At 42.8% G+C, this 26849-nt stretch carries 27 protein-coding genes; 20 read left to right on the plus strand and 7 right to left on the minus strand.

The window, feature by feature from the left end:
* Positions 1–17: 17 nt before the first annotated feature.
* From WD019_RS10330 to WD019_RS10370, 9 genes are all read left to right on the plus strand, one after another.
* Positions 18–392 (plus strand): response regulator, encoded by a 375-nt coding sequence (locus WD019_RS10330; RefSeq protein WP_425711432.1) that lies wholly within the window; start codon positions 18–20, stop codon positions 390–392.
* A 228-nt stretch (positions 393–620) separates the two neighbouring features.
* Positions 621–1484: a class II fructose-1,6-bisphosphate aldolase gene (fba, locus tag WD019_RS10335; protein WP_026677250.1), complete on the plus strand. Its 864-nt coding sequence runs from the start codon at positions 621–623 to the stop codon at positions 1482–1484.
* Positions 1485–1528: 44 nt separating this feature from the next.
* Positions 1529–2176 carry a fructose-6-phosphate aldolase gene (gene fsa, locus WD019_RS10340; RefSeq protein WP_026677251.1) on the plus strand — a complete coding sequence of 216 codons (648 nt, stop codon included), beginning with the start codon at positions 1529–1531 and terminating at the stop codon, positions 2174–2176.
* 252 nt (positions 2177–2428) lie between these two features.
* Positions 2429–3721: a UDP-N-acetylglucosamine 1-carboxyvinyltransferase gene (locus tag WD019_RS10345; RefSeq protein ID WP_425711433.1), complete on the plus strand. Its 1293-nt coding sequence runs from the start codon at positions 2429–2431 to the stop codon at positions 3719–3721.
* An 84-nt stretch (positions 3722–3805) separates the two neighbouring features.
* The gene (gene glpX, locus WD019_RS10350; protein ID WP_026677253.1) at positions 3806–4777 is read left to right on the plus strand and encodes a class II fructose-bisphosphatase; all 972 of its coding nucleotides are present in this window, start codon (positions 3806–3808) and stop codon (positions 4775–4777) included.
* A gap of 226 nt (positions 4778–5003) precedes the next feature.
* Positions 5004–6290 carry a transcription termination factor Rho gene (gene rho, locus WD019_RS10355; protein WP_026677254.1) on the plus strand — a complete coding sequence of 429 codons (1287 nt, stop codon included), beginning with the start codon at positions 5004–5006 and terminating at the stop codon, positions 6288–6290.
* 108 nt (positions 6291–6398) lie between these two features.
* Positions 6399–6599: a 50S ribosomal protein L31 gene (rpmE, locus tag WD019_RS10360; protein WP_026677255.1), complete on the plus strand. Its 201-nt coding sequence runs from the start codon at positions 6399–6401 to the stop codon at positions 6597–6599.
* Between the two features lie 197 nt (positions 6600–6796).
* A complete protein-coding gene (locus WD019_RS10365) occupies positions 6797–7426 on the plus strand; it encodes a thymidine kinase (RefSeq protein WP_026677256.1) in 630 nt (209 codons plus the stop codon).
* 78 nt (positions 7427–7504) lie between these two features.
* A complete protein-coding gene (locus WD019_RS10370; protein ID WP_425711434.1) occupies positions 7505–7969 on the plus strand; it encodes a hypothetical protein in 465 nt (154 codons plus the stop codon).
* Positions 7970–8185: 216 nt separating this feature from the next.
* On the opposite strand, the gene WD019_RS10375 is transcribed toward WD019_RS10370, so the two are convergent.
* Positions 8186–9514, minus strand: coding sequence for an FAD-dependent oxidoreductase (locus WD019_RS10375; RefSeq protein ID WP_425711435.1), 1329 nt, complete (start codon positions 9512–9514; stop codon positions 8186–8188).
* 170 nt (positions 9515–9684) lie between these two features.
* Here WD019_RS10375 and WD019_RS10380 point away from each other — a divergent pair, with 170 nt between their 5' ends.
* The 3 genes from WD019_RS10380 (at position 9685) to prmC (ending at position 12028) form a co-directional block, all read left to right on the plus strand.
* Entirely contained in the window at positions 9685–10017 is a 333-nt protein-coding gene (locus WD019_RS10380) for a hypothetical protein (RefSeq protein WP_026677259.1), read from the plus strand.
* A 71-nt stretch (positions 10018–10088) separates the two neighbouring features.
* The gene (prfA, locus tag WD019_RS10385) at positions 10089–11162 is read left to right on the plus strand and encodes a peptide chain release factor 1 (protein WP_026677260.1); all 1074 of its coding nucleotides are present in this window, start codon (positions 10089–10091) and stop codon (positions 11160–11162) included.
* Positions 11162–12028: a peptide chain release factor N(5)-glutamine methyltransferase gene (gene prmC, locus WD019_RS10390; protein WP_425711436.1), complete on the plus strand. Its 867-nt coding sequence runs from the start codon at positions 11162–11164 to the stop codon at positions 12026–12028. Before prfA ends, prmC begins: the two co-directional genes overlap by 1 nt.
* 99 nt (positions 12029–12127) lie before the next feature.
* Here the strand turns inward: prmC and splB are convergent, their stop codons facing one another.
* Positions 12128–13156: a spore photoproduct lyase gene (splB, locus tag WD019_RS10395; protein WP_026677262.1), complete on the minus strand. Its 1029-nt coding sequence runs from the start codon at positions 13154–13156 to the stop codon at positions 12128–12130.
* Positions 13149–13415, minus strand: a complete 267-nt coding sequence (locus WD019_RS10400) for a transcriptional regulator SplA domain-containing protein (protein WP_425711437.1) — start codon at positions 13413–13415, stop codon at positions 13149–13151. The genes splB and WD019_RS10400 overlap by 8 nt, the downstream gene beginning before the upstream one ends.
* A 289-nt stretch (positions 13416–13704) precedes the next feature.
* Here WD019_RS10400 and WD019_RS10405 point away from each other — a divergent pair, with 289 nt between their 5' ends.
* Positions 13705–14133, plus strand: coding sequence for a YugN family protein (locus WD019_RS10405; RefSeq protein WP_026677264.1), 429 nt, complete (start codon positions 13705–13707; stop codon positions 14131–14133).
* 48 nt (positions 14134–14181) lie between these two features.
* Here the strand turns inward: WD019_RS10405 and WD019_RS10410 are convergent, their stop codons facing one another.
* Genes WD019_RS10410 through WD019_RS10420 form a run of 3 tightly spaced genes read right to left on the minus strand, consistent with a single transcriptional unit; the run spans position 14182 to position 17739 of the window.
* Entirely contained in the window at positions 14182–16053 is a 1872-nt protein-coding gene (locus WD019_RS10410) for a PTS fructose transporter subunit IIABC (RefSeq protein WP_425711438.1), read from the minus strand.
* Positions 16054–16069: 16 nt separating this feature from the next.
* On the minus strand, positions 16070–16987 hold the full coding sequence (pfkB, locus tag WD019_RS10415; protein WP_425711439.1) for a 1-phosphofructokinase: 918 nt from the start codon (positions 16985–16987) through the stop codon (positions 16070–16072).
* Positions 16984–17739 carry a DeoR/GlpR family DNA-binding transcription regulator gene (locus WD019_RS10420; RefSeq protein WP_425711440.1) on the minus strand — a complete coding sequence of 252 codons (756 nt, stop codon included), beginning with the start codon at positions 17737–17739 and terminating at the stop codon, positions 16984–16986. Before WD019_RS10420 ends, pfkB begins: the two co-directional genes overlap by 4 nt.
* Positions 17740–17984: 245 nt before the next feature.
* Here WD019_RS10420 and spoIIR point away from each other — a divergent pair, with 245 nt between their 5' ends.
* The 4 genes from spoIIR to WD019_RS10440 all read left to right on the plus strand — a co-directional run bounded on the left by spoIIR (position 17985) and on the right by WD019_RS10440 (position 22774).
* Positions 17985–18632 (plus strand): stage II sporulation protein R, encoded by a 648-nt coding sequence (gene spoIIR / locus WD019_RS10425; protein WP_425711441.1) that lies wholly within the window; start codon positions 17985–17987, stop codon positions 18630–18632.
* A 67-nt stretch (positions 18633–18699) separates the two neighbouring features.
* On the plus strand, positions 18700–19134 hold the full coding sequence (locus WD019_RS10430; RefSeq protein WP_425711442.1) for a GNAT family N-acetyltransferase: 435 nt from the start codon (positions 18700–18702) through the stop codon (positions 19132–19134).
* A gap of 127 nt (positions 19135–19261) precedes the next feature.
* Positions 19262–20314 (plus strand): L-threonylcarbamoyladenylate synthase, encoded by a 1053-nt coding sequence (locus tag WD019_RS10435; protein ID WP_425711443.1) that lies wholly within the window; start codon positions 19262–19264, stop codon positions 20312–20314.
* Positions 20315–21052: 738 nt separating this feature from the next.
* The gene (locus tag WD019_RS10440; RefSeq protein WP_425711444.1) at positions 21053–22774 is read left to right on the plus strand and encodes a pyruvate oxidase; all 1722 of its coding nucleotides are present in this window, start codon (positions 21053–21055) and stop codon (positions 22772–22774) included.
* Positions 22775–22823: 49 nt separating this feature from the next.
* Here WD019_RS10440 and WD019_RS10445 read toward each other — a convergent pair whose 3' ends face one another.
* Positions 22824–22997, minus strand: a complete 174-nt coding sequence (locus WD019_RS10445; RefSeq protein ID WP_425711445.1) for a hypothetical protein — start codon at positions 22995–22997, stop codon at positions 22824–22826.
* 250 nt (positions 22998–23247) lie between these two features.
* Here WD019_RS10445 and WD019_RS10450 point away from each other — a divergent pair, with 250 nt between their 5' ends.
* From WD019_RS10450 to WD019_RS10460, 3 genes are all read left to right on the plus strand, one after another.
* Positions 23248–24414, plus strand: a complete 1167-nt coding sequence (locus WD019_RS10450; protein WP_425711446.1) for a glycosyl hydrolase family 18 protein — start codon at positions 23248–23250, stop codon at positions 24412–24414.
* Positions 24415–24667: 253 nt separating this feature from the next.
* On the plus strand, positions 24668–25855 hold the full coding sequence (locus WD019_RS10455) for an AI-2E family transporter (RefSeq protein ID WP_425711447.1): 1188 nt from the start codon (positions 24668–24670) through the stop codon (positions 25853–25855).
* Between the two features lie 28 nt (positions 25856–25883).
* Entirely contained in the window at positions 25884–26789 is a 906-nt protein-coding gene (locus tag WD019_RS10460; protein WP_425711448.1) for a diacylglycerol/lipid kinase family protein, read from the plus strand.
* Positions 26790–26849 lie beyond the last annotated feature (60 nt).

A 26849-nucleotide genomic window follows, 5' to 3' on the forward strand; every position in this document is an offset into this window, starting at 1 on the left:
AGATGGGGTGAGAAAATATGGGTGAGAAAATTTTAATTGTCGATGATCAATATGGAATTCGTGTGTTGTTGAACGAAATTTTTCAAAAGGAAGGTTATGAAACGTATCAGGCTGGAAACGGCGTGCAAGCATTGGCCATTGTGGAAGAAGAAACACCGGATCTTGTCATTTTAGATATGAAAATTCCTGGAATGGACGGGCTTGAAATATTGCGCAGGATAAAGAAATTAAATGAAGAAATTCAAGTGATCATCATGACGGCTTATGGGGAATTGGATATGATCCATGAGGCGATGAAACTAGGTGCGATCACTCATTTTGCGAAACCTTTCGATATTGATGAAATCTGTTCGGCCGTAAGAAGTGAATTGTCGAAAAAAACAATAAAATAATTAATTCCAGAATTGCCAGCAATGATAGCGGTTGCATCGGATAAAAGCTGATAGATTGCGGTTTTCATCACACCCAGGTATGTTATAATTGGTTTGATAGAAAATAAAAAGCGGTTAATCTCTCTCATTCAAACAGCTTGATGTTTGATTACATAAAAATAGCAAATGATAAGAGATGAGATTAAACTTTTTCATTTTATGTGTATCGTAAAGGGAGGATGTTGTAACATGCCTTTAGTTTCTATGAAAGAAATGCTAGAAAAAGCAAAAGCCGAAGGGTATGCAGTAGGTCAATTTAACATTAATAACTTAGAGTTCACCCAGGCGATTTTGCAAGCTGCACAAGAAGAAAACGCACCTGTCATTTTAGGGGTTTCAGAAGGGGCCGCTCGTTATATGGGCGGATTCAAGCTCGTTGTGGGCATGGTGAAGGCCCTCATGGAAGAATATAAGGTGACGGTTCCTGTAGCCATTCATCTCGATCACGGTTCATCTTTTGAAAAATGTGTAGAGGCGATGTATGCAGGCTTTACATCCGTCATGATCGATGGATCCCATTATCCGCTCGAAGAAAATATTGCATTAACGAAACGTGTCGTTGATGTTGCCCATACACTTGGTGTGTCCGTGGAGGCTGAACTTGGACGAATCGGCGGACAAGAAGACGATTTAGTTGTAGAAGATGCTGAGGCAATGTATGCAATTCCTTCCGAATGTGACCAGCTTGTTCGTGAAACGGGTGTAGATTGCTTTGCGCCGGCGCTTGGTTCTGTCCACGGTCCGTATAAAGGAGAGCCAAATCTTGGATTTGACCGTATGAAAGAAGTGATGGAATTAACGGGTGTTCCACTTGTCCTTCATGGCGGAACAGGAATCCCGACAAAAGACATTCAAAAAGCGATTTCATTAGGAACCGCGAAGATTAATGTGAATACAGAAAATCAAATCGCTTCTTTCAATACAGTACGCGAATATATCGCAGCAAATCCGGATAAGTACGATCCTCGTAAATATCTTGGAGCGGCCCGCGAAACGATTAAAGAAACAGTTAAAGGAAAAATTCGCGAATTCGGCTCTTCTAATAAAGCCTAATTTGAAAAAATTAAGCGGATAGCCTCTTATAAAGGAGTGATTGGATGAAATTTTTTATAGATACGGCGAACATTGATGAAATCCGCGAAGCGAATGACCTTGGGATTTTATCGGGTGTGACGACAAATCCTTCTCTTGTCGCAAAGGAAAAAGTAAATTTTCACGATCGCCTTCGTGAAATTACGTCCCTCGTGACAGAAGGTTCTGTCAGTGCGGAAGTCATTGGCACTACCTATGAAGAGATGATGGCTGAAGGAAAAGAATTGGCGGCGATTGCTCCAAACATCACCATTAAAGTTCCGATGACAAAAGATGGCCTGAAAGCCGTAAAAGCTTTCAGTGACATGAATATTAAAACGAATGTCACGTTAATTTTTTCTGCCAATCAGGCACTTTTGGCGGCGCGCGCAGGAGCTACATATGTTTCTCCTTTCCTTGGGCGGTTAGATGATATCGGGCATGACGGCTTATCACTTATTTCACAAATTGCTGACATTTTTGCGATTCATGAAATTAAGACAGAAATTATCGCCGCTTCGATCCGTCACCCTGTTCATGTAACAGAGGCTGCTTTAAGAGGAGCGCATATTGCGACGATTCCGTACAAAGTGATAATGGACTTAATGAAACATCCGTTAACCGATCAAGGAATCGAGAAGTTTCTAGCAGATTGGAATGCTGCAAATAAATAAAATAGAAAGCACCACCTTTTCGTGGTGCTTCCTTACTGATCATTTCTTCAACATGCCATTTTTACCCATAAAAATGGCATGTAATTCCTGTTTTTGTGAATACTACACATGAAGAGTATGCCATCTTTCTTTTTACCAGGGAAATGTATACTTTGTTACTCAAGGCATAAGTGCAATTTGACTTTGACCTTTGCTTTAGGCTTGGCCAAAGCCAGGTTTTCTAATAGCTCATGATGCAGAAGGGAGTTAACCATGGAACAAAAGCTAATGATCAAGGGAGGATATCCTCTTGAAGGTACTGTTCATATAAGCGGCGCGAAAAACAGTGCGGTCGCCTTAATCCCGGCTACAATTTTAGCGGAGTCAACAGTTACCATTGATCAATTACCAGATATATCTGATGTCCACTTGCTTCGCGATTTGCTTGAAGAAATCGGTGGCGTGGCTACGCTTGAAGATAATACATTAACGGTCCATCCAGAAAAAATGATTGCGATGCCGCTTCCGAACGGAAAAGTAAAAAAACTTCGGGCATCTTATTATTTAATGGGCGCAATGCTCGGCCGCTTTAAAAAGGCAGTTATTGGTCTTCCGGGTGGATGTAATCTTGGCCCTCGTCCGATCGATCAACATATAAAAGGTTTTGAGGCGCTTGGAGCGAAGGTTACCAATGAGCAAGGAGCCATCTATCTACGTGCGGATGAATTGGTCGGGGCACGTATTTATCTTGATGTTGTCAGTGTTGGCGCAACGATTAATATTATGCTTGCAGCTGTCCGCGCCAAAGGCCAAACGATCATTGAAAACGCAGCGAAAGAACCCGAAATTATTGATGTCGCTACACTATTAACAAGCATGGGAGCGAAAATTAAAGGCGCCGGAACGGATATTATCCGTATCGATGGAGTGGAGCATTTGCATGGATGCCGCCATTCGATTATTCCTGACCGAATTGAAGCGGGAACGTATATGATTTTAGCGGCTGCAATGGGTCAACAAGTGGTCATTGACAATGTGATTCCGCTTCATTTAGAGTCTCTTATTGCAAAACTGCGGGAAATGGGCGTCTACATCGAATCGAAAGACGACCAAATTATTATATGCGGCAATCAAAAACCGTTAAAAGGCGTTGACATTAAAACATTGGTTTACCCTGGTTTCCCTACGGATCTTCAACAGCCGTTTACTTCACTGCTTGTGAAATCAGAGGGTACTAGCATTGTAACGGACACGATTTATAGTGCCCGATTTAAACATATTGATGAATTGCGCCGGATGGGTGCGAACATTAAAGTAGAAGGGCGTTCTGCCATCGTAAACGGTCCAGCAAAGCTTGAAGGGGCAAAAGTTAAAGCATCGGATTTACGGGCTGGTGCGGCGCTTGTTGTTGCCGGATTAATGGCCGATGGCATTACGGAGATTACCGGGCTGGAGCATATTGACCGTGGGTACGAATCATTGGTTGATAAATTAATGGGGCTGGGCGCCAAAATATGGCGTGAAAATATGGATGTTGAAGAAATGGAAGAAATCAGAAATTCATAGAAAGTCATCTTAGAAAAATACAGCGAAATTCCTGTACTGCCGGATGGTGTATCCGGCTTTTTAAAGGAAGGAGAAGAAGAAGCCATGGAAAGAAGTTTATCAATGGAGCTTGTGCGTGTAACCGAAGCTGCCGCTCTTGCTTCTGCGCGCTGGATGGGCCGCGGGAAAAAGGAAGAGGCGGATGATGCTGCAACTTCCGCGATGCGGGATGTATTTGATACCGTACCAATGAAGGGGACCGTTGTCATTGGGGAAGGTGAAATGGATGAAGCGCCAATGCTTTATATCGGGGAAAAATTAGGGACCGGATATGGACCACGTGTCGATGTTGCTGTTGATCCGTTAGAAGGGACGAACATATTGGCATCCGGGACGTGGAATGCTCTGGCGGTTATCGCAGTTGCCGACCATGGGAACTTGCTTCATGCCCCTGATATGTATATGCAGAAAATTGCGGTTGGTCCTGAAGCGGTAGGACAAGTTGATATTGATGCTCCGACGATCGACAATTTGAAAGCGGTGGCAAAAGCGAAAAATAAAGACATTGAAGATTTGGTTGCGGTTATTCTCAATCGTCCGCGTCACCAAAAAATTATTGAAGAAATCCGGGAAGCTGGAGCCCGTATTAAGCTTATCTCTGACGGGGATGTTGCGGCAGCTATTAATACGGCGTTTGAGGATACTGGAGTTGATATTTTATTCGGATCCGGTGGCGCTCCAGAAGGCGTTCTTTCAGCAGTGGCGCTAAAATGTTTAGGCGGGGAGCTTCAAGGAAAATTATTGCCGCAAGACGATGCTGAACTTGAACGATGCAAAAAAATGGGCATTACCGATGTCAATCGAGTCCTTCGGATGGAGGATCTTGTGAAAGGAAATGATGCGATTTTTGCTGCCACGGGTGTAACCGATGGTGAATTGTTAAAAGGCGTTCGCTTCAAAGGGTCCATTGGAACGACTCATTCCGTCGTTATGCGAGCCAAATCGGGAACGGTTCGTTTTATCGACGGCCGGCACAGCTTAAAGAAAAAGCCAGATCTCGTCATTAAACCTGAATAAAGTCAGGAAAGACCTAAGTGGATCAACACTTAGGTTTTTCTTTCTACTTGATTAAAATGATAGAATTCGGTTAAAATAAGAAGTGCTATTTATTTTTTATACAAATATATTATTCCACTTCTGATCTAACTTCATCAGAAACTCCTTCCTATAATGATTAATTTTTCCCTGTGTTGCATCAGCGTGAATAACAGGAAACATAAAGATGATAAAGTGTGGTGTCATAATGGGTTTATTATTAGCCGAATTAGAAACGAAAAAATTAAAAGAATTGTATGAATTGGCAAGAGAATATAAAGTTGCTTATTATGGGAAATTAACAAAACGTGAACTCATGTTTTCTATTTTAAAAGCGCAGGCAGAAAAAGACGGTTTTTCTTTTATGGAAGGAATTTTGGAAATTATCCCGTCAGAAGGTTTCGGTTTTTTGCGGCCGATCAATTATTCGCCAAGTTCACAGGATATATATATTTCCGCCTCTCAAATTCGCAGATTTGATTTACGTAATGGTGACAAAGTATCAGGAAAAGTCCGTCCGCCAAAAGAAAACGAACGTTATTACGGCTTGCTGCAAGTGGAAGCGGTTAACGGCGAAGATCCGGAAACGGCAAAAGAACGGGTTCACTTCCCTGCATTAACCGCTCTTTACCCGGAGAAAAAAATGGTGCTTGAAACGGAAGGATCGAACTTGTCAACAAGAATCATTGACATGATCTCTCCTGTTGGTTTTGGCCAGCGCGGATTGATTGTCGCTCCTCCGAAAGCTGGTAAGACAAGCCTTTTAAAGGAAATTGCGCATAGCATTTCAACGAATCATCCGGAATCGGAGCTAATTGTTTTATTAATTGACGAACGCCCGGAAGAAGTAACCGATATTGAGCGCTCAGTTAAGGGGGAAGTTGTTAGTTCCACCTTTGATGAAGTGCCTGAAAACCATATTAAAGTCGCAGAGCTTGTGTTAGAGCGTGCAATGCGTCTTGTTGAACATAAGAAAGATGTTGTTATTCTTTTAGATAGTATAACTCGTCTGGCCCGTGCCTATAACTTAGTCATTCCGCCGAGCGGCCGTACGCTATCCGGAGGGATTGACCCGGCAGCGTTCCACCGTCCAAAACGATTTTTCGGGGCGGCAAGGAATATTGAAGAAGGCGGCAGTTTAACGATTTTAGCGACAGCCCTTATTGAAACTGGTTCACGAATGGATGATGTCATCTATGAAGAATTCAAAGGGACAGGCAATATGGAGCTTCACCTTGACCGTAAACTGGCTGAACGCCGCATTTTCCCTGCGATCGATATTCGCCGTTCAGGAACACGTAAAGAAGAAATGCTCATTCAAAAAGATCATTTGGAATCATTATGGGCTATTCGCAAAACGATGGATGATTCGTTTGATTTTGTTGAATCATTCTTAAAACGGTTGAAGAAAACAGCGAACAACGAAGAGTTCTTTGAGTTGTTTGAAGCGGAAAAAATGGGGTTAGGCAAACGTGTAAAAACCGTGTCGAACTAAAACGGTTGTTGAGTGGTTGAAAAAATAGTCGAACCCTGTTATACTGATACTATGTGTTTATTTAAACTCTGTTTCCACAGGATTCAGGGCAGAAGGAGTTGAGAACGAATGAAAGCTGGAATTCATCCAAACTACAATAAAGTAACAGTTCGTTGTGCTTGCGGTAACGAGTTTGAAACTGGTTCTGTAAAGCAAAATATTACTGTTGAGGTTTGTTCTGAGTGTCACCCGTTCTATACTGGACGTCAAAAATTTGCTGACGCAGGTGGACGTGTGGATCGCTTTAAGAAAAAATACAACCTTAAGTAAATTGCAAGTTGGAAGAGGGCAGGAAAACTTCTTGCTCTCTTTTTTACTGTTTTTAACCTGCGCCCGTCCTCAAAAAAGTACATTGAAATGCCGTGTATGATTTAGAGGTGAAGGAGGCGCTTATGTTTTTTAGACGACTTTTTAACGTTTACATAAATGAATCGACCCATTGTTAAACGCTTGAGGAGGGGCGCTTTATGTATGAAATTAAACAGAACGGCTGGCTTGAAGTCATTTGCGGCAGCATGTTTTCCGGAAAATCGGAAGAATTGATTCGCCGGGTGCGACGCGCTAAATACGCGAAACAAAATGTGGAAGTATATAAACCGGTTATTGATAACCGTTATAGTGAAGTATCCGTTGTTTCTCATACGGGTTCAGCTATTATTGCAAAGCCCGTTGAGCATTCGGCAGCTATTTTAACAGCTGTGTCTCCTGATGCAGACGTTGTAGCGATTGACGAAGTGCAATTTTTTGATCACGGCATCATTTCAGTCGTTCAAAAATTGGCAAACAAAGGGATCCGTGTGATTGCAGCCGGCCTTGACCTGGATTTTCGCGGTGAACCGTTTGGCCCGATGCCTGAATTAATGGCGCTTGCAGAATATGTGACAAAGCTTCAGGCCATCTGTCTTGTTTGCGGTTCTCCTGCCAGCCGAACGCAACGTTTAATTAACGGTAAACCAGCCTGTTACGATGATCCGATTATTTTAGTAGGGGCTTCGGAATCGTATGAAGCACGATGCAGACATTGCCATGAAGTTCCGGGTAAAGATGAGTATAGCCCAACAGAAAATAGCATGAAGATCGCGGAAAAGAACACCTGACACTACTTTGTCAGGTGTCTCTTTTTTTCATAAAAGAATGGTGACTGGAGAAGCTAATGGCAAGGAGGTGTTTGCTCTGTGAAAAAGGTGGGAGGCGCTCTCGTTCTCGTGATGCTTCTTAGTGCATGTTCACTATTAAACACGCCGAAAGCAACTGAAAAATATGAACCATCTGCATATAAAAATAATGTTCGTGATCATCTAGCGGGCCATGGTCCTATTCATTATGGAATAACGAAAACGAATCCGAAGTTTAACTACAGTCAGGATACGAATATGAATCCACACGATTATCGAAGTTTAAATCAACAACGGTTTAACATTTCCGATGATCAGGATAAAATCCGCCAGATCGTCAAAGATGAAACTGGCATCAATCCACAAATGGTTACGATTAACGGGCATTATGCACATGTTCATATTAATGTTCCTTCTAATATGTCCAAAAAAGAGAAGGCAAATCTTCACCGAAAGCTTATGGAAGCATTTGGGCGAGCGATTCCGCGCTATAAATTTTCGGTCAAAATAGATAGCAATCATTAAAGGCAAGACCCGCTTCTTCTTTCAAGAGACGGGTCTTGTTCGTTGCCGGAGCTCTTCGGCAAATAAAAAGCGGGTTTTGGAAAATAAAATGGACATTTTAGAAAATAAAATTAGCGTTTTGGAAAATAAAACAATGATTTTGGAAAATAAATCACTAAATTTGGCTTAAAAAATAAAAAAAGCATTCAAACTTGTTCTCAAGTTTGAACGAAGTTTTTATTTCACGCGTCTTGCCGCTTGTTGTAGCGGATCCCACACACCGTTAAATGGCGGAGCGTAAGAGAGATCCAAATCTTCTAAGTCATGCAGTGTCATCCCATTATATAAGGCGACTGAAAGAACGTCAATGCGCTTGTCTACACCCTGTTTTCCGATGATTTGGCCGCCTAATAAACGTTGGCTGGTAACGTCATAAACTAATTTAATGTGTTGGCTTTCCGCCCCGGGATAGTACCCTGCAATGTCTTTTCCTTTCAATTGAATGGAATCAGCGTTGAAATGAAGCTGTTTTGCTTCTTTAAATGAAAGCCCGGTTTTGCCGAGAGAAAGGTCCATAAATTGAATGATCGATGAGCCGACAATCCCTTTAAATGTACGGCGAATTCCAGCCATATTTAATCCGGCAATCCGGCCCTGTTTATTCGCTGTCGTCCCGAGCGGAATATGGTCATTGATTTCTTTTATTCGGTGATAATGGGTCGCGCAATCGCCGGCAGCATATATATTTTCAACATTCGTTTCCATGTAAGGATTTACGATGATCGCTTTTTTTCGGTTCAATTGAATTCCGGTTCCTTCAAGAAAGTCTGTATTTGGTTGTACGCCAACGGATACGATGACGAGATCGGTTGCATATGAGTTTTTATTCGTTTCAATAAACTGAACGCGGCCATTTCCTTTGAAACCTTGAACTTCTTCGTTTAAGCAGACATCGATGTGATGCTTTTTCGCCTCGTCATGGATCAAAGCCGCCATATCTTCGTCAAAAATGTTGGCCAATTGAGAACCACGTTGAATGATTCGCACTTTTTTACCTAAACGGATCAAGTTTTCCGCCATTTCGAGCCCGATATAGCCTCCGCCAATAATCGTAATATCACGTGATTGTTCAAGATCCGGCAGCAAGTTTTCGACATCAGGAATCGTTTTGATCACGTGTATTCCTTGAAGATTGTTTCCTTCCCAGTCCGGCATGAGCGGATGGACACCTGTTGCGATCAATAACTTGTCGTAAGAAATTGTAAATGGTTTTCCGGTCGCTGTATGTATACCCATTACTTTCTGTTCGTTTGGATCGATTTTTTGCACTTCATGCGCTACCCGTGCATCAATCCCATACTTTTTTCGAAAGGTAGCGACATCCCGGGCAATGAGCCGGTCGGTCGATGGAATTAATCCGCCGACGACATAAGGGAGACCGCATTGACCATAAGAATAAATCGTTCCTTTTTCAAGAGTAATGACATTGGCTTTTTCGTCATGCCTGACAATTTGCATCGCAGCGCTCATTCCGGCAGCATCACCGCCAATAATGCAGTAATTCATTTCATTTCCCCCTCGTTTTGATGAGAGTCCCCTTTCCTCATACAATAAGTGGAAGGAAGAGGATGTTCATACGTTAGTATACCCTGTAAAAAACAAGAAGTAACCCTTTTATGACGACCAAGAACTGACTCTCACTTTCGAACATTCATAGAGAGAGGTGGGAACAAATCATGCTTGAAATCAAATCAAATGGGGCCGATTGGAACGATCCGCCGAATCCGCTAACGGTATTGTATAAAAAGCTTGAACAAAAGCCGCTTGACCCGATTTATGAATCGATTGGCAATTTCATCATTAATGTAAATCCGGTAACCGTCACTCAAAACGACCGCCGTTACAGTGGATGCAAACAGTTTATCGGCCATTTTGCCACGATTCCATTCGTCTTTAACATTATTACTGATGAAAAAGTAGTAATCGAACGTTTGACAAAAGCGATTCGGATGAACCAGGAGCGGGCCGATTATGCAGCGCTGAAAAACCGGACGAATTCATTTACATAAATCTCATTTTGACGGCATTTCTAAAAACTATTATAATTATACTGTTATGCCATTAAAATGAGGTGAAGAGCGTGTTTGAACGTTTGGAAACAATCGAAGCTCGTTATGATAAGTTAAATGAACTGTTAAGTGACCCGGAAGTCATTAACGATGCCAATAAATTACGTGAATATTCGAAAGAGCAATCTTCTTTGCAGGAGACGGTTGCCGCCTATCGTGAGTATAAAGAAGCGAAAGAGCAGCTTGATGAGGCGAAAATGATGCTCGAAGAAAAGCTTGACCCGGAAATGACGGCAATGGTGAAAGAAGAGATTGCCGATCTTGAAAGCAAGCTTGAAGATTTGACGCAAAAGCTAAAAGTGTTATTATTGCCAAAAGATCCGAATGATGAAAAGAACGTTATCGTTGAAATTCGCGGGGCTGCCGGCGGTGACGAAGCAGCTCTATTTGCCGGTGACCTTTATAAAATGTACAGCCGTTATGCGGAAATGCAAGGCTGGAAAACGGAAGTCATCGAAGCAAACTATACAGAACTCGGCGGCTATAAAGAGATTATTTTTATGATTAACGGGAATGGCGCTTATTCCAGGTTAAAATATGAAAATGGCGCTCACCGCGTCCAACGTGTTCCTGCAACGGAGTCCGGCGGCCGTATTCATACGTCTACGGCAACGGTCGCAGTTTTGCCGGAAGCGGAAGAAGTCGAAGTGGAAATCCATGAAAAAGATATCCGCGTTGATACGTTTACATCGAGCGGACCTGGCGGGCAATCGGTTAATACGACGCAGTCAGCCGTTCGTTTGACGCACTTGCCAACAGGGATTGTCGTATCGTGCCAGGATGAAAAATCGCAAATTAAGAACAAAGAAAAGGCGATGAAAGTTCTCCGCGCCCGCGTATATGACAAGTTCCAGCAAGAAAAGCAAAAAGAGTACGATGAAAACCGCAAGTCGGCGGTTGGAACCGGGGACCGTTCGGAGCGGATCCGCACATATAACTTTCCGCAAAACCGCGTGACGGACCATCGCATTGGCTTAACGATTCAAAAATTGGATCAAATTTTGCTCGGGAAAATCGATGAAATTATCGAAGCTTTAATTACGGAAGATCAAACGAGCAAAATGAAGGCGCAGGCGGAAGAATAATGGAGAAAAAAGTGTTCGAGGCCCTGAACGGGGCTTCTTCTTTTTTAACCGCGTGCGGCAGAGAAGGGTTTGCCGCGGAAATTTTATTGCGCCATATATTAGGCGGGATCTCGCGGACGGAAATGCTTCTCAAAATGAATGACGTCCTAAAGCCGGATGAAGAGAAGCGTTTTGACGATGCGGTTCAAAAGCATGCGGATGGCATTCCCGTTCAATATATTACAGGTGAGGAATCCTTTTACGGAAGATCGTTCAAAGTAAATAAAGAAGTGCTTATTCCACGGCCGGAGACGGAAGAGCTCGTGCAACAAACGCTCAGCCGAATGGAGAAAAGGTTTCCTGATAAAAAATCAATCAAGGCTGTCGACGTCGGGACGGGCAGCGGCGCCATTTCGGTGACCCTTGCCCTTGAAAACAAACGGCTTGATGTTTATACCGTGGATATTGCTTCTGAATCCATTGAAGTCGCCAAAGAAAATGCCAAAAGGCTCGGGGCGAAGGTCACGTTTATCCATGGTGACCTTCTTCAGCCTTTGATTCAAGCAGGAGAAAAAGTCGATGTCGTTATTTCCAATCCGCCATATATTCCCGATAAAGACATTATGGAACTCGAGACGATCGTGAAAGACCAGGAGCCGTACCGGGCACTCTCTGGCGGCGAAGACGGTTTTGTATTCTACCGCAGATTTATGGAAGAGCTCCCGCTTGTTTTAAAGAAGGAAGCCATTGTCGGTTTTGAAGTCGGAGACGGTCAGGCGCAGACGGTCGCGCAAATGCTTAAGGACACCTTTGCCGAAGCAAAAGTGACCATTGAAAAAGACATCAACGGAAAAGAACGTATGGTGTTTGCCGAAATTGGTTTTTAGTATGTAAAATAGAGATTGTCCAGAAAATCATTTTTCAATGACTTCTGACAGTCTCTTTTAAATACTAAAGTTGACCCAAATTTCATTATTGATTCAAACCTAAGTGAAATATTCTAATTTTGCATTCGGGAAAAATTTATTCATATAGTTTTGAAGGTGTTGTTTAATATCTTCTTCTTCATTCTTCTGGTAAATGTATTTTCCAATTCCGTATTTTCCCCATTTGTACCGTCTTTTGTCTTCTTCTAACTCTAGTTTTGTCATGGGGTAGTTTTTTTGGATTACTTTCTTTGCAGGCTTTGTAAAGCGATGTTGTATAAATTCAAAAGTTAAATCTTTTCTCGCTTCTAGCGGTAATTCCGCATCCAAAAGTTCAAACATATGGTAGTATCCTTTTTCCCACCCTTCATGAAGATAAATTGGAGCTACTATAAATCCAAGTGGATACCCAGCCCTTGCGACTTTCCCTGCAGCCTCAATTCTTTTCTCTAAAGAAGAAGTCCCGGGTTCAAAGTACTTAATAACATAATCAGCATTAACACTAAAACGAAATCTTGTTTTTCCGTTATGTTTTGCATCCAGTAAGTGATCTACATGATGAAACTTAGTAACAAATCTCAAATTCCCATGCTTCGACTCTCCAAAATGTTCAATCGCCCGTTTTAATGTATGAGTGAGATGATCAATCCCAACAATATCGGATGTACAAGATGCTTCAAATCTTGTTAGCTTGGGAGCTCGTTCTTCTATATATTTGTCTGCCGCTTCCAGGATTTCGTCTACATTTACATAAGTACGGATATAAGGCTTACTCCCCATAGTTGTTTGCAAATAGCAGTAATGACAATGACCCATACAACCAGTTGCCAATGGAATTGCATATTCTGCAGATGGTTTTGAGGTATCAAATTTAAGGGTTTTTCTGATTCCAACCACCAATGTAGACTTAGCCACCCGATATTTCTGAAAACTGTTTTCACCGGGTAGGTTCCGTATTTGATTATGTGAGGTAGTATACCGGATTTCCAAATCCATTTTTTTAAATTTCTCCATAAGCTGTTTTCCTAATGGATAATTTAAAGAATCAGGTTCAAAATAGACGAGTTTAGGTATAAATGGCTTAATTATTCAACATCTCCTCTGAAAAATTTCCGTAATAGTAATTGTAAGCCTGGCGGGCTTCTTCCTCTGTAGCATAAATAGCTATATCACTTGATAATGGATAATATGATTCGTATAAAAACAAAGCCAGACCGGCAGAATTTTCTGGATTTTTTACAACTGCTGCAGCCTGTATGTTTGCAACATCCTGAGTATGAGGATTTCGATAAAAAACATAAACAATATCTCCGGGTTGATACGTTTGATTTTCGTTATGTAATTCCACTTTCATCACCTTATTTTTATAAAATTAAGTAAGTAAGAAACTTGCTTTTGTAGTTTAAACCAATTTTGAGAATTTTATTTAGAAAAAGTTAGTAACGTTCATTGCCACCCATTTATCCATACGGGGTTAAATTGATAATGAGATCTAAATTTATTAGTTTCCTCTTTCATTCACAATTAAGACTAGATGGTACACCGTTATTATCGACATGAGTTTTCGAGTATTCTTGATGCGTTTTTAAATTTTTGGAAACAATAGTAGTAAAAATCCCTATTAGAGGTGACTAATAATGCTTAAGCTAAACTCAGTTATTACAGGAAAAAGGACTTATTTTGGTATTGCTAGAGAAGTATTTGAATCACATGGCTGTAGTTTCTGCAGTAATTTTGAATATCATCACGGAAAATTTGATAGCGTTTTATGGGGGGAAGGTGGGGAAACTATTTATTTAAGAATCCCTTTTAAAGTTCTGGAAGGAGAATTGGATCATTCCAAAGCCTATATTGAATTTGGGACACCTTATGTTATTAAGCATGTAGTGCATGTTGGGTTAGACTATGATGAAAACTCATTATTAACTACGACCACAGGACTTAATCAATTCCAGGAACCTTTGGATAAAGACGGATTAATAAGAGAAAAGAGCAGGTGGGTATTAGCTGGGGAACAAGTGGTAGAACGAGTATTGGGTTCCATGAATGAATTACTTAGCTCCTAAATATTTATAAAAAAAAACGAAGCCATCCTGACTTCGTTTTTTATTTGCTTAGTGTTGCGGCTTTTTCCACAACCCGTATATGACGCCGGTAATGATGGCGCCGATGAGGACGGCTAAAATATAGAGCCATGCGCTGCCGTTGACAAATGGGATGACGAATATTCCGCCATGAGGGGCACGCAAGCCGATATGGAAAAACATGGCGAGCCCGCCTGCGATAGCGGAACCGATTACGCTTGAAATAATGACGCGAACCGGGTCAGCAGCCGCAAATGGAATGACGCCTTCGGTAATGAAGGATGCTCCGAGCACATAGGCGGTTTTCCCTGCGTTTCGTTGGGTCGTTGTAAACTTGCGCGCAAATAGTGTGGTCGCGATCGCCATGCCGAGTGGCGGAACCATACCGCCAGCCATCGTTGCGGCTTGAGGGAAGAAGTTCCCGGCATCGATCATCGCCAGGCCAAATGTATAAGCGGCTTTATTGATTGGCCCGCCCATGTCGATGGCCATCATTCCGCCTAAAATAATACCGAGTAATACGAGATTGGATGTACCAAGGCTATCGAGCCAATGTGTCAGCGCCTTCATGATGTTGCCGATTGGCTTATCGATAATGGTCATGATCATTCCCGTAATCAACATGCCGAAAACAGGATAGAGCAAAACAGGCTTTAAACCTTCCAGGGATTGTGGCAGCGATCCGAATACCCGTTTTAAAAGAACAACGCTGTAACCCGCTAGAAAACCTGCGATCAATCCCCCAAGAAAACCGGCTCCGCTTGTCGCAGCCATAAATCCGCCGACGACACCGGGAGCAAGGCCTGGGCGTTCAGCAATACTGTAAGCGATATAACCCGCCAGAATAGGAACCATGAGCGCCATGGCATGCTTGCCGCCGATATCATTTAACGCAGCCGCAAAAGCGTTATATTGCGGCGAATTAGGGTCGGCAGAATGAATGCCAAAGATAAAGGAAATGGCAATTAATATCCCGCCGCCGACGACAAATGGAAGCATGAACGATACGCCGTTCATCAGGTGGCGGTAAAAAGCCGGCTGCTTTCCTTTGGCGTGTTGCGTTTCTTCTGATGCAGCAGATTTTCCATCGCCTTTATAGATCGGTGCCTCGCCCGAGACGGCCTCATTAATCAATTGTTCGGGTCGGCGAATCCCTGCTGCTACAGGCACCTGGACAACATGTTTGCCGACAAACGGCGAAAGATCAACTTTTGTATCGGCAGCAATAATAACACCGATCGCCTCTTTAATATCTTCTTCTGTAAGGGCATTTTTCACACCGGTTGACCCATTTGTTTGTACTTTAATATCATAGCCCATCTCTTTCGCTTTTTCTTTTAAAGAATCAGCGGCCATGTACGTATGAGCGATGCCAGTCGGGCAGCCGGTGACGGCGACAATCTTTCCTTTCGCGGCAAGTCCGGGTTCAGAAAGTTCTTGTTCGGTTTCTTCTTCTTCGCCTTTGAATAACTCGATAATGTCTTCTTTTGTCTTTGCGCTCATCAGTTTTTCGCGGAAATTTGCTTTCATTAAATAGGTTGATAGTTTTGAGAGCGTCTCAAGGTGTTCATTGTTGGCGCCTTCACTTGCGGCAATCATGAATACAAGGTGGGCGGGCTGGCCGTCAAGGGATTGATAGTCGACTCCGGCTTTTGAGCGTCCAAAAGCGATGGCAGGTGTTTTAACCGCACTCGTTTTTGCATGGGGGATGGCGATTCCTTCTCCAATCCCGGTAGTCGACTCTTGTTCCCGTTTAAATAAGGCATCGCGATACCCTTTAAGATCATTGAGCTTCCCTGCTTCTTCTAATACTTGAGAGAGCTCATGAATGACTTCTTCTTTTGTTTGTGCTGTAAGGTCAAGCACAACGGATGAAACCGATAATAAGTCTGTGATTTTCATTAATTTCACCACCAATTTATTCTTTAAATAAATGGACGTTCACGAGTTTTACGAGTTCGTCCGCCATTTCTTTTGTGCAAAGATCGATATGGAAAGCTGTCGCACTGCCACAGGCGATCCCGTATTGAAAGGCGCTGATCAAGTCTCCTGTTTCCGTAAATTTTGCAATAAAACCGGCAACTAGCGAATCGCCCGCCCCAACGGAATTGACGACCTGGCCCGTTGGAGGCTCGGCAATCCAGGACTGCTCTTTCGTGATTAAAGCGGCTCCCTGGCCTCCCATCGAGACGATGACCACTTCAATTCCTTTTCCAATAATGGATCTTGCATGGAGACAGGCATCTTGCAAAGTTTGAACCGATGCTCCGGTCAATTCCTCCAGTTCGTGTTGATTCGGCTTGATGAGAAATGGCTTGCTTTTCAAAGACTCTTTCAATGCGCTACCGCTCGTATCAATGATGACACGGGCTCCTTTTCCCTGGGCGATTTCGGCAAGCGTCTGATAAACGGTAACCGGCACGCTTGACGGAACGCTTCCAGATAAAACAAGAATGTCTCCCGCTTGAAGCGTTTCCAATTTCGTATAAAAATGATCGACTTGCTCTTCGGTTATGTCCGGGGCCTTGCCATTAATCTCCGTCTCGCTTCCATGGTGAATTTTAACGTTAATTCTCGTTGGAGCTTCCGTTCGGGTGAAATCTGCTTCAATTTGTTCGGATTCAAGCGCCTGACGGATAAAATCGCCTGTAAATCCGCCGGCGAACCCCAATGCTTTGCTTTCGATCCCGAGCTGCCTTAAAACACGCGAAACGTTAATCCCTTTGCCCCCGGGCAAATATTGCTGGCGGGCCGCACGGTTCAGCATTCCTTTTTCAAATTGATCAAGCTCTACAAAATAATCCAATGACGGATTTAATGTAACGGTATATATCATGGTGTCACCACTTCTACTTTTGTTTTTTTCTTATAAGGATCAAGCTGCTGTTGATCGTGGACATCGTTCGTAATTAAAGTGACGTCTTCCATCTCACAAACAAAGCTAAATGTCGTCTTCCCGAGCTTTGAGTGGTCGGCCAATACAAACACCTCTGTGGAAGCGTTCGCAGCCGTCTGCTTCACAAATGCTTCTTCAGGATCGGGTGTCGACAAACCGTGTTCAAGATGAACGCCATTGATTCCAAGAAAGCATTTGTCAAACCGATAGTTTTTTAATGATTCGACGGCTCCCTTTCCGATTAACGCTTTTGTCATTCCTTTGACTGAACCACCAATTAAATACGTTTTAATGTTGCGCTCAAGCAATCGCTCAATATGGGTCAAGCCGTTTGTGACAACAATGGCACCTGGCGGAAGATCATCGATCATATAAAATGTTGTAGTCCCTGCATCCAGGAAGAGGCAATCCCCGCTTTTTACAAGGGAAGCGGCGAATCTCGCAATTGCCTGCTTTTCGGCTTCATTCTGGCTTAGCCTTTGTGCGATGGTCGTTTCCTCCGACTTGACGGATTGACGCCACTGGGCTCCCCCGTGAAATCGCGTCAGCTTTCCTTCTTGTTCAAGCTGGACTAAATCACGGCGTATGGTTGATTCGGACGTTTCGGTCGCCGCAGACAACTCTTGAACGGTAGCGACCTTTTGTTCCTGCAATAGTGAAAGAATGAAACGATGCCTTTCCGGTGTTAACATAAACTTTCTCTCCTTTATATGTATAGTAAATGATAAAATGCGCAAAATCAATCATAAATAATCACATTCGATTAAAAATGATCAATTGAATGATTATTTATGCTTATTTTTAACTAATGTACCATAAATAAAAGATTTGCAGTTTCATAGTATGAACCCCCGTATCTTTGTCCACAATGTGGATAGAAGGGAAAACGGATGCACAGGGGCACCCGCAACTGTGGATAAGGAGAGGGGAAAAGAAAATGAAGAAAAAGCATGTAATGATGGTTTTACTATTCTCGCTTTTAGCGATGGTTATAATGTACGAAACACAGTCAAAGACAGCGTCCGCAACGATGAACAGCTCTGTGAAAATTCCAAATGAAGCGATTCGCTTGCGCATTTTAGCAAACAGTGATTCAGACAAAGACCAGGCTATTAAACGAAAAGTCCGGGATGAGGTTAATCAACAAATCAATACGTGGGTTGCTGATTTAACGTCGTTTAAACAGGCACATGTTGTTATCCGCAGTCATCTACCTGAAATTAAAAAAATTGTCCGGGCAAAACTTCATGAGCTTGGCGCCGATGAAACATTCACTGTTCAATTTGGCAAAGTGCCGTTTCCAACGAAAATGTATGGGGATTACGTATATCCAGCCGGGAAATACGATGCGGTTTTAATTACGTTAGGGAAAGGAAAAGGCGCTAATTGGTGGTGTGTATTATTCCCTCCATTATGCTTCCTTGATTTTGAAAATGGAGATGCGGTAAAAGCGGACGGCAAAACGAAATCGAATGCAGCGCAACAAGTAAACGCACAGCCAGAAAAGGAAGAAATTCATGTAAAGTTTTTCCTTGTAGAATGGCTTTCTGATTTGTTTCACGCGATCGGCAGTCTTTTCTCTTAACTTCATGCATATTTTCTCTTACACCTTTCATAGACTAATAGAAACGCATTGGATGAGGTGAGAGAACATGGCGGTGACGCTAAGAACGGCAACTGTGAATGATACGGAAAAACTACTGCAATTCGTCGATCAAGCCGGTCTTCCATCAAGCGGTATAAAAGGATGGATTGAAAATTATCTTATTGTCGAAAATGAACATAGAGAGATGATAGGGACGGTAGGCCTCGAAAAAGTAAAAAACGATGGCCTGCTTCGTTCTTTCGTTTTAAAGCAGGAATATTCGAATGAGACTTTATTTCTACGCTTAATCCGGGAAATTTTGCTATACTCTAAAGAAAAAGGAGTACACACGCTCTATTTATTAACGAGGGCGCCTTATTTATTTGAAGCGTTGTCGTTCGAGCAAGTGCCAACAGAGCAAACTCCTGAACATATCGAAAATACGCTGCACTATCAAAACCTTGCGAAGGAAGAGGTCGTGCTTTTGAGCTACCAATTTTAAATCGGTTACGTGCATCAGACAAAATACGGAAATTTTGAATGTTATCCACATTATACACTACGATGTGGATAAAACTGTTGATATGTATAAGGTTTAGCTCTTGCAAGGTTGGAAGGGAATTTTATGAATGGAAATACATGATACGAAAATCTGGACTGTGGATAAAATCGACGGAAAAATAATGAATTGTCCACAAATTGAAGAAGCCTCTTTGTGGATAAAAAAGAATGAAGTCGTCGCCTTTCCGACGGAGACGGTATACGGATTGGGTGGCAATGCTTTCTCAAATGAGGCAGTCGAGCGAATTTTTGCCGCAAAGGGAAGGCCGGGCGATAACCCGTTAATTGTCCATATTGCTGATGAAACGCAGTTAAATGGCCTTGTTTCACATGTACCCGAACAGGCGAAAAAGCTGATGGAAGCTTTCTGGCCGGGGCCATTAACGCTCATCCTGCCAAAAGGGGAACATGTTGCAAGTAAGGTTACTGCCGGTCTTTTGTCAGTAGGTGTACGAATGCCGAGCCACGCAATCGCTCTGGCGTTGATCCAAAAGAGCGGGCTGCCCATTGCCGCCCCGAGTGCGAATTTGTCCGGAAAACCGTCGCCGACAACCGCCGGGCATGTGTATAGCGATTTAAAAGGGCGCATTCCCGGAATTATAGATGGCGGTCCGACAGGCGTAGGCGTGGAATCAACGGTTGTCGATTGTACGACTGACGTGATAACTATTCTTCGGCCAGGGGGGGTGACGAAGGAGGAGCTTGAGGCGGTCGTTGGCAACGTTCAGTTTGACCCTGCTCTTCATGATCATAAAGAAGCCCCGAAGTCACCGGGTATGAAGTATACCCATTATGCTCCAAATGCGCCGTTTGTTCTTGTGGATAGCGATCCGGAATTTTTGCAAAATCTTGTGGATAAAGATAAAGCCTGTGGTAAAAAGGTTGGAATACTAACAACCGGGGAACGAAAAGATGCTTATCACGCCGACGTCATTATTCCATGCGGGTATCGTTCTGATTTAAAAAGTGTTGCCCATTCTTTGTATGACGCGCTAAGAGCGTTTAATGAAACTGATGTCGACATCATCTATGGAGAAGTTTTTCCAAAAAAAGGAGTCGGAGTAGCGATCATGAACCGGCTCGAGAAGTCAGCCGGCGGAAAAGTAATAAAAGAAAATTAAAAAAATCCCCTATAAAAGGGGATTTTTTTAGCATGCGCTGCTCAGTTGAAAAAACGTAAAATTGAGCGATAACACTGCGCAATTGATTGATAAAAATCCCAGAATGATCGATAATGCGGAGGAATTGACTGATAAACGAAAAATTGAGCGATAACACCGCGCAATTGATAGATAAGAATCCCAGAATGATCGATAATGCGGAGGAATTGACTGATAAACGAAAAATTGAGCGATAACACCGCGCAATTGATAGATAAGAATCCCAGAATGATCGATAACGCGGAAGAATTGACTGATAAACGTAAGATCGGCCGATTGCTCCACACCATTTTCATAAGGAGATTAGCGAATACGCTGCTTTTTTTGGAGTGCGGCAACCGCTACTAATAGGAGATACCGTTCACGGGGAGTCAAGCGGAGCCAGTCTTTCGCTTTATACATCATTTTGAACCGTCCTCCCTTCCTTTTATGTTCGACGTCTTCTTACTTGTTTACATTGCCGCATTGCTTTTGAAACAAACATTTTTGTGTTAAAAACTTTTTTACAAAATCGTTGAAAATTCAACGGCAACCGTCATGATTTCTAAAGACAGGTTGACGTATTGTGTAGGCTTTTGCTTAGAAAGTGAGAGTTTTGAAAAATGATGTAAACAATTATTTTAAAAAAGTTGATGTTTGGATGGGTGTGTAGAACGGGAATGGAGATACCACGGTACATAAATGATGAGGAGGGATTGAATGTTTAACAAACGGGCAGGTGAAGTGTTAATCGATTTGCTATTGGAATGGGAGGTTGACCATATTTACGGTGTTCCAGGGGATTCCATTAATCATGTGATCGAAGAATTGCGCAAAGTGGAAGATAAAATTAAGTTTATTCAAGTCCGCCATGAGGAAGTGGGCGCGCTGGCTGCGGCCTCTTATGCGAAGTTAACTGGAAAGATCGGAGTCTGCTTGTCGATTGCGGGGCCAGGTGCGGTTCACCTATTAAACGGGTTATATGACGCAAAAGCGGACGGGGCGCCGGTACTTGTATTAAGCGGTCAGGTAAACTCTGAACATCTAGGAACGGATGATTTCCAGGAACTGAATCTTGAGAAAATGTTCGATGATGTGGCCGTCTATAACAAGCAAATTACGAATGAGGAACAATTGCCAGACCTGGTTAATCAAGCGATCCGGACAGCTTACGCGGAGAAAGGTGTCGCCGTCTTAACCATTCCTGATGACATTCCAACGAAAAGGGTAAAAGGAAAATGGACACGTAAATCGGCGATTCGGGCAAAATCGGACCTCTTTCCTAAACAGGATGATTTAGAACAGGCGATAATGCTTATTAACAAGGCGGAAAGACCAGTCATTTTAGCGGGCAAAGGTGCTGGACATGCTCGTGAAGAATTAGAACAATTTGCGGAAAAAATTGCAGCGCCAATCGTTGTCAGCCTCCCGGGAAAAGGAGTGATTCCGTGCGATCATCCTTATAACCTCGGTAATTTAGGGCAAATTGGAACAAAGCCTGCATATGAGGCGATGGAAGAAACCGACTTGCTTATTATGATTGGCACTTCCTTTCCATATCGCGATTATTTGCCGGAAGATGCGCCAGGCATTCAAATTGATTGTGATCCGACACAAATTGCGAAACGATACCCGGTCGACGTCGGTTTAGTCGGGGATTCGAAGGCGACGCTTCAATGGTTAAATGAACATTTGGCGAGAAAGGAAGATCGCGTCTTTTTGGAAGCCTGCCAGGAAGCGATGGAAAATTGGCGGGAGCATATTCATAAAGATGAAGTAGAACAATCGACTCCGATCAAGCCTCAACAGGTGATTCACCACTTGCAATCAATTGTCGAAAAAGATGCCGTCCTCTCTGTTGATGTCGGCAATGTGACGGTTTGGGTGGCCCGCCATTTCCGCATAACGGAACAAAAAATGATCATATCAAGCTGGCTGGCAACAATGGGCTGTGGATTGCCGGGAGCAATTGCCGCGAAACTAGCCTATCCTGAGCGGCAGGCGGTTGCCGTTTGCGGCGATGGGGGATTTTCGATGGTCATGCACGATTTCGTAACGGCAGTAAGATATAAACTGCCGATGATTGTTGTCATCTTAAATAACGAAAAGCTTGGAATGATTAAATATGAGCAGCAGGTTGCCGGCCATTTAGAATATGAAGTCGATCTAGCCCCTTTTCATTTCGCGAAGTTTGCTGAAGTTTGTGGAGGGGAAGGCTACCGGGTTGAACGTTATGAGGAATTGTTGCCGGCGTTAAAAAAGGCGGCGCTAGCCGAAAAGCCGGTTATCGTCGATGTCGTTATTGAAGATGAACCGCCTCTTCCCGGGAAAATTACGTACGGGCAGGCGGCGGGCTACAGCAAACATGTCTTGAAAAAATTCTTCCAGGAAAGAAAAGTCGATTTGCCGCCATTAAAAAAGGCCATCAAGCGGTTAACGTAAGTTAAAAGGCTAAAAACCTTAGTGGTTTTTAGCCTTTTTTTCACAGAACTTATTCAGAATCTGCAGGGCTGCAATTGATTTCTTCAACGGTAAACGACTTGCCAGTTCCAATTTCTATCGCTTCAACTTGTCCATCCGCGATGGTTACAACTTTCCCTGTTTTTCCGATATGTTCTTCCCCTGCGATAACTTCAATGAGATCTCCTACTTTAACGCTAGCCAAAAGAATGTCCTCCTTGGAATGGATGTTTTTACTAGTATTATAAAAGTTCTTTTGGAAAATTCCTTTAAGAAGAATTTTATGGCCGGAGTTTCGTAAAATGCACAAATGATAAATAGGTGAACGGAATGTAAATGTTTCTCTCCAAAAGGCCGTCGAAAAAAGACTGATCGAATGGCGTTCCGCTCCAGAGCTTCCGAATAATTCGCAAGAGAAGTTGGGAAAATAGGAAGAAACATAAGGAGTGTTTTACATGCAAAAGTTATTGCCAGTCATTCTTGCCCTTACTTTAGCTCTTGTTGGGTGCGGAGGAAATGAGCAAAAGCGTGGGGCTTCTTCCAACATGAAAGAAAAAACAAATCCTCATCCCCGCGTCCAGCAAATCCAAACCAATTTAAAAAAACCGAAAGAAATAACACCATCAGAAACGAGGCACGGAAAAAGCCCGATCGATACCATCGGATTTTTGGAACCGACAGATGCCAAAAAAGCCGTTTCGGATGTCGCTAGCGTAGGAAAACATCTTTCGTATGTAGCGTTTTTCAGCTATCGGGTAAAGCCAGACGGAAGTTTTATCCCGCTTAACGATAAGATGGCGCTTTCTGCTACACGGAAGTCCGGTGCAACCCCGATGATGGTCGTTACCAACTTTTCTGAGGGAAACTTTTCCCCGGCTATCGCCCATGCCATTTTTACAGACAAAAAAGCTTCCAACCAATTGATTCAAAATGTAATTAAAACGATGAAGGCAAAAGGGTACAAGGCGTTAAACATCGACTTTGAACATATCCGGCCAAAAGACCGCCAGTTGTACAACGGTTTTCTTGAAACGATCATACCTGAGGTTCATAAAGCGGGATTCAAGGTCTCAACCGCATTGGCTCCGAAAACAAGCGCTGAACAAACAGGGCCGTGGCACGGTGCCCACGACTATAAAAGGCATGGGGAACTGGCTGATTTCGTTGTCCTTATGACATATGAATGGGGCTGGTCAGGCGGCCCTCCGATGGCGGTGGCGCCTATTCCGCAAGTACGCAAGGTGATTGATTATGCGGTATCCGTTATCCCGCGTGAGAAAATAATCATAGGAGCCCCGCTTTATGGCTATGATTGGACCTTGCCTTACCAAAAAGGAGGCCCTTTTGCTAAAAGAATCGCCCCACAAGAAGCGATGGATATGGCGATAAAGGAACGCGCCAAAGTACAGTTTGACAACACTTCACAGGCTCCTTACTTTTATTATACGGACAAGAATAATAAAAAACATGTAGTCTGGTTTGAAAATGAACAGAGCGCCCAGGCGAAGTTCAATCTTGTAAAGCAATACCATTTGCTTGGCACGGCGTATTGGGTTCTTGGAGAGCCGTTTCCGCAAAATTGGACGTTGCTTGAAGATCAATTTATAATTAAAAAACCATAACGAATTGCATGACCTGCCGTTTGCGTAAACGACAGGTCGTTTTTGTTCATCATTATGAGGCCAGACGTTGAGAAATATCCTTATTCATGGGTATGATAATGGAGGGACTTAGAAAATAAAGTGTCATTGATCGTGAGGAAATTTTATGAATAAATGTGTATTTCAGTGTAAGATAAGAGTTGATAAAATCAATGGCGAAAATAAACGAATCAGAGGGGCGCGAACTTGATTTTTACGACAAGGAGTGGGGACTTTGGAACATAAGAATCCTAAAGGAACAGTTTTTAAAGAAAAGATTTTAAACAGCAAATTTGTAGTTTATACGATCATTGTATGCATCGTAAGCATAACGATCTTTGCCTTATCGAAAATTGGATTTGTGTTAATCCCGTTTGCGATTTTTGTAAAGACGATTTTTTTGCCGATTATTTTAGCCGGTATTTGCTTTTATTTATTTAATCCGTTAATCGATTTTTTAGAGAAAATCGGGGTTAAAAGAATGATCTCGATTTTGATCTTATACATCGTCATAATTGGCGCCATAGCGGTCATTATCTCATCCGTGATACCGCCATTAACGGCCCAAATTCAAAGTTTGATCGATAATATTCCTCAATTCAGCCATGATATTCAAGAGACGGTAAGAAAAGTCTCTCATAATAAATACGTTGAAAAAGGCATGCAATCTATCAATACAGATATCGAAAAAATATCAAAAAATGTGTCAGGCTACTTGAGTAAATTTGTGGCCGGTTTTTCGCAAGGCGTGCTCACATTTGTCGGCACTGTCACTGAAATTGTATTATCCATAGCCGTATTGCCATTTATCCTCTTTTATTTATTGAAGGATGGGAAGAAATTGCCGGCATACATTGTGAAGTTTTTGCCGAACCAAACGCGTCCGGAAGCGAAACAAATTTTAAGCGATATGAACCATGCGTTAAGTTCTTACATTCGTGGACAAGTATTTGTCGCTTTATGTATTGGCATTTTGCTTTTTATCGGCTATTTAATTATCGGGTTAGACTATGCCCTGCTCCTGGCGATTATCGCGATGGTGACAAACGTTGTCCCGTATTTAGGACCGATTATCGCCATTTCACCGGCCATCATTATCGCGTTTATTAGCTCGCCTTTTATGCTTTTAAAATTAGCGATTGTATGGGTCATCGTCCAATTGCTTGAAGGAAAACTAATTTCTCCGCAAATTATGGGGAAAACGTTACATATTCATCCAATTACCGTTATTTTCGTGATCTTAACGGCAGGAAACCTTTTTGGCATCATCGGCATTATTTTAGCGGTTCCAGGGTATGCCATCTTAAAAGTGATTGTTACACATCTTTATCAATTTATTCGGCTCCGTTCCAATATGTATTCGGATGCAAAGATCGTCACTAACGAGGCGCGGGTAACTATTAGACCAAAACATGAGGAATAAGGTCGATCAATAGGAGAGGAGAGCTAGAATGAAGAAAGCGGCGATTATCCTTAATCCAACAGCTGGAAACCGCAAGTTGGCTAACTCCATCGATGTCATAAAAGAACGGCTGCTTGAAGGTTTTGATCAGGTTGTTATTCATGAAACGAAGGAAAAAGGGGATGGGGCGAAAATCGTTTCGTTACTGGCGGAAGAAGTTGATCTTCTGATTGGGGCTGGAGGAGACGGAACGATTTATGAAATAGTAAATGCGCTATGTCCGCTTAAAAAAAGGCCGGCATTTGCGATCATTCCCGGTGGAACGTGCAACGACTTTTCCAGAACGATTGGGATGAATCAAGATCCATTAATCGCCGTGGAACAAATTCTCGAGAAGAAAACGGAGCAAGTCGATGTCGGGAAATGCGATAAACAGTATTTCTTAAATTTCTGGGGAATTGGGCTTATCTCGGAAGTTTCAGCCAATATCGAGACGGACAATAAACAGCGATTAGGAAAGCTCTCTTATTACATAAGTGCAGGGAAAACCGTGTTCCAAAGCGAGTCTTTTCATTTAAAGGTAAAAAGCGATTCGGTTTCTTACGATGATGATGCCGTCATGCTGCTCATTGGAAATGGAGCGTTCTTAGGAGGCTTTCGGGCCTTCTTTCCCGAAAGCGATATCCAGGATGGGTTATTCGACGTCTTAATTGTTAAAGAGGCTTCTTTGCAACATGTCTGGACATGGCTTCAATCGAAAGTGCGTAACCAATTTCCGGATGGAGAAAACGACGGCCTCGTTTATTTTCATGCGAAAAAGCTGGAAATCGAAGCTTCGCCTGTGCAGGAGATAGATTGTGATGGGGAAAGAAATTACTGCACTCCTTCACGCATCTCCGTTCTCCCGGCACATCTCACCGTCCTTGTAGGCGATTATCCATTCATCAATCGATAGCACGAAATAGGTTTGCCTTATCTGGCAAGCCTTTTAAAAGTTTATTCTTTTACTAATTTT

It is taken from the genome of Fictibacillus sp. Mic-4 (assembly GCF_049843615.1).
Classification (GTDB): domain Bacteria; phylum Bacillota; class Bacilli; order Bacillales; family Fictibacillaceae; genus Fictibacillus_A; species Fictibacillus_A gelatini.

Bases quoted from the DNA above. Each gene is read 5' to 3' on its own strand.
- WD019_RS10330 (WP_425711432.1), top strand. From the start codon at position 18: ATGGGTGAGAAAATTTTAATTGTCGATGATCAATATGGAATTCGTGTG.
- fba (WP_026677250.1), top strand. From the start codon at position 621: ATGCCTTTAGTTTCTATGAAAGAAATGCTAGAAAAAGCAAAAGCCGAA.
- fsa (WP_026677251.1), top strand. From the start codon at position 1,529: ATGAAATTTTTTATAGATACGGCGAACATTGATGAAATCCGCGAAGCG.
- WD019_RS10345 (WP_425711433.1), top strand. From the start codon at position 2,429: ATGGAACAAAAGCTAATGATCAAGGGAGGATATCCTCTTGAAGGTACT.
- glpX (WP_026677253.1), top strand. From the start codon at position 3,806: ATGGAAAGAAGTTTATCAATGGAGCTTGTGCGTGTAACCGAAGCTGCC.
- rho (WP_026677254.1), top strand. From the start codon at position 5,004: ATGGGTTTATTATTAGCCGAATTAGAAACGAAAAAATTAAAAGAATTG.
- rpmE (WP_026677255.1), top strand. From the start codon at position 6,399: ATGAAAGCTGGAATTCATCCAAACTACAATAAAGTAACAGTTCGTTGT.
- WD019_RS10365 (WP_026677256.1), top strand. From the start codon at position 6,797: ATGTATGAAATTAAACAGAACGGCTGGCTTGAAGTCATTTGCGGCAGC.
- WD019_RS10375 (WP_425711435.1), bottom strand. From the start codon at position 9,514: ATGAATTACTGCATTATTGGCGGTGATGCTGCCGGAATGAGCGCTGCG.
- WD019_RS10380 (WP_026677259.1), top strand. From the start codon at position 9,685: ATGCTTGAAATCAAATCAAATGGGGCCGATTGGAACGATCCGCCGAAT.
- prmC (WP_425711436.1), top strand. From the start codon at position 11,162: ATGGAGAAAAAAGTGTTCGAGGCCCTGAACGGGGCTTCTTCTTTTTTA.
- WD019_RS10405 (WP_026677264.1), top strand. From the start codon at position 13,705: ATGCTTAAGCTAAACTCAGTTATTACAGGAAAAAGGACTTATTTTGGT.
- WD019_RS10410 (WP_425711438.1), bottom strand. From the start codon at position 16,053: ATGAAAATCACAGACTTATTATCGGTTTCATCCGTTGTGCTTGACCTT.
- pfkB (WP_425711439.1), bottom strand. From the start codon at position 16,987: ATGATATATACCGTTACATTAAATCCGTCATTGGATTATTTTGTAGAG.
- WD019_RS10420 (WP_425711440.1), bottom strand. From the start codon at position 17,739: ATGTTAACACCGGAAAGGCATCGTTTCATTCTTTCACTATTGCAGGAA.
- spoIIR (WP_425711441.1), top strand. From the start codon at position 17,985: ATGAAGAAAAAGCATGTAATGATGGTTTTACTATTCTCGCTTTTAGCG.
- WD019_RS10430 (WP_425711442.1), top strand. From the start codon at position 18,700: ATGGCGGTGACGCTAAGAACGGCAACTGTGAATGATACGGAAAAACTA.
- WD019_RS10435 (WP_425711443.1), top strand. From the start codon at position 19,262: ATGGAAATACATGATACGAAAATCTGGACTGTGGATAAAATCGACGGA.
- WD019_RS10440 (WP_425711444.1), top strand. From the start codon at position 21,053: ATGTTTAACAAACGGGCAGGTGAAGTGTTAATCGATTTGCTATTGGAA.
- WD019_RS10450 (WP_425711446.1), top strand. From the start codon at position 23,248: ATGCAAAAGTTATTGCCAGTCATTCTTGCCCTTACTTTAGCTCTTGTT.
- WD019_RS10460 (WP_425711448.1), top strand. From the start codon at position 25,884: ATGAAGAAAGCGGCGATTATCCTTAATCCAACAGCTGGAAACCGCAAG.